The following is a 2632-nucleotide window of genomic DNA, read 5'->3' on the forward strand; positions in this document are numbered from 1 at the left end:
GCGCAGGCTGGGATGACACCTTCCTGCGCTCGATTCTCACAAACATAGCAATGGCTTAATGCCAAAAGCGATTGCCCTGACCCCCCGGGTGGGTCATTTTTAAATGATCACGATGGGTCAGTTTTGAATGCAGATTGACACACTTGAGGGTTCGAGTAGTAGAGGTGGAACCGGCTTACCTAAGTCGTACTGGACGCAGCCGACTTTATGTCTCGGTTTGGGGTGACCCACAGGTTCTGATGTCCAAAAAGCCTCGGATATCGATTTTTTCCCAAAGTCGCATCAACGACGGCCCGGTGGGACGAGAACACGATTAGCCTTGCTGTCGCATGGCAAAGGCTCAAGCTGCTCCATCCACCACCCTGTCAGTAAGTTCATATCCTTTGGCACAAGCCCTCACGTGCCACCGGTCCGCCGCCACTGCAGCATCACGTAGGTTGGAAAACCAAGCGATACGATGCACGCCATTTTGACCGTTGCCGCCCCATTCTCTGACCACGGAATATTCACCAAACAGATTATACCCCACATCTACGCGGTAGAAGTTGGGCCGTTCTGCGTGATGATGAACAAGCGTAATCATTGGCGGTTAAGGAATCGTTTGCGATGTATGCAGTTTTGCAGAACCCCTCGCCGCACACCAGCCTTCCAGCCAATCGCGGTGGAACAACACAGGTTTGCCAAACTGTGTTGCGTTCGCGTGGTGCGACAACTGTGTTTGGAAAACTGGGTTGAACAACTGTGTTCCCCTATTCCTCGCCGCCCACACCCGCACCACCTTCAGCCTTCTGCGCTGCATACTCTTCCGCTGACAGCTCATATCGCTTGCCCGTGAACATGTCCTTTTTCATACGCGGGGTAAGGTGACTGTAATGCCGCTCGATCATTCCAATCGACGTGCCCATCTGCTGGGCCAGTGCGTGGATATCCATTCCGTCGTTGACTAGCGCAAAGGTGGCGTAGGTGTGCCGCAGGCTGTACAGCACGCGATTGTCGCCCGTCTTGGGGCAGATCAACAACCCACTGTCTTTGAGGAACGCTTTGAAGGTCTGGCGTAGGTTGTCCGTGACTGTTCCGTTCGGCAGGCAGAACACAGGCAGGTCCAGCTTCTGCTTGAGCATAGCGTAGAACTCAATGTCCTTGATCGCTTCCGTGCGCGAGTGAAGGCGCTTGAGATAGTCAATCGTGCCAGCCCGCCCAATAGCTTCGTGCGGCTTGGTCTTGCCGTGCAAGTAGAACTCCACATACTCCAAGCCGTTGTCTTCGAACACCGTCACGTGCTTCCAGCGCAGGTTCTCCGCTTCTGTGCCGGGTCGCATACCCGTGTTGGCGACAATCAAAACATAGTCGCGCAGCAGGTGGCGCATATCGCGTGACTTGCCGCCTTTGCCCTGTTCGATCCAGTGCGGCAGCTTGCGGATCATCTTGCGATAATCCTCTCGGCTGAAATCAGGCCGCCGCTTTGCGCCTTCGCCCTTGTTCGTCAGTATGGGCACCTTGGCTTGCGTGATGAACCCGCGTGCCACTGCTTCTGCATACACACGGTTCATCGCCGCGTTGTGCGTGTTCAAGGTCGAAGCTTTGGGATCGCGCCCGATCACCCGCTTGCGCCACGCATTAAAGTCCTGAATTTTTTGGTGGTCGATGCTGGTGATGAAGGTCTTACCAAAAAACGGGATGAAATAGAGGTTCAGCGCCTTGATGTAATCTTTGTACACCTTGCGCCCGGCCTCCGCGTCCAGCTGCTTCTGCATATCCGCAATCGCCAGCTTGGCCACGTCTTCAAAACGTTTGGTCACTACAGGCAGCTCGTGCTTGGCGCGAAACTTGTATTCAAGGTATTGGTCACGGGCCACAGTTTTGGCTTCCTCCAACACCATCTTGCCCGTGCTGATCCTCACCCAGTGCTGCTCAATCTTGAACGTGGCCTGCCAGCGCTTGCTGTTACCGCGCTTGTAGACCTTAACCTCGCCGTCCAGCAGCGTGTGTGTGTTTGCACTGAGTGCGACCATACTGTGTTCCCAAGCTTCATCGCACAGTACGATTTTGTGTTGGTATTGTCAGCCAGAAACCACAGGCACGTAGACAAGCTGGGCATAAACGGTGTTTGCAAGTGCTGGTGCTGCGAAACCGTTGCCAAACAGTGTGTTTTCAACACGGTTCGCAAACACTGTGTTCAAACACTGTGTTGGAAAAACTGTGTCGAACACAGCAACCGCAAACACTGTGTTCAACACAGCAAATCACCCGCACAAACCCACGCAAACACGCGACAAAACTGTGCGATGAGTGTGCAGCACATTTCGTAAAAATGTGCGATGGCTAAGTGGTTGTTTTTCTTTGTTAAAATGGTGCCCGGGGGCGGAATCGAACCACCGACACGAGGATTTTCAATCCACTGCTCTACCCCTGAGCTACCCGGGCACGGTTGCAGTATGACTGCGGGTGGCGGTTCAATATGCGAGGTTACCGAGGCTGTCCAGAGGGTATTGCGAAAAAGACTGAAAACGGTGGCAGTGCTGACTTGCCGCGCCGATGGGCTGCTGCCGGTTTCTGGGACACAGGGTTGCCCGGGGGGTAGCAAAGCCCACAGGCGAGCGGCCCCCATATAGCAGGCTCGTCTGTGGGCTTT

At 54.4% G+C, this 2632-nt stretch carries 2 protein-coding genes and 1 tRNA gene; all 3 read right to left on the reverse strand.

The window, feature by feature from the left end:
* Nucleotides 1–340: 340 nt before the first annotated feature.
* Nucleotides 341–583, reverse strand: a complete 243-nt coding sequence (locus ACFTOW_RS02020; protein WP_379912558.1) for a WGR domain-containing protein — start codon at nucleotides 581–583, stop codon at nucleotides 341–343.
* 166 nt (nucleotides 584–749) lie between these two features.
* A complete protein-coding gene (locus tag ACFTOW_RS02025; protein ID WP_379912560.1) occupies nucleotides 750–2012 on the reverse strand; it encodes a tyrosine-type recombinase/integrase in 1263 nt (420 codons plus the stop codon).
* Nucleotides 2013–2349: 337 nt separating this feature from the next.
* Nucleotides 2350–2424, reverse strand: a tRNA-Phe gene (locus tag ACFTOW_RS02030).
* Nucleotides 2425–2632: the final 208 nt, after the last annotated feature.

The sequence above is a fragment of the Lacimonas salitolerans genome, from assembly GCF_042677865.1.
GTDB classification, from domain to species: domain Bacteria; phylum Pseudomonadota; class Alphaproteobacteria; order Rhodobacterales; family Rhodobacteraceae; genus Lutimaribacter; species Lutimaribacter salitolerans.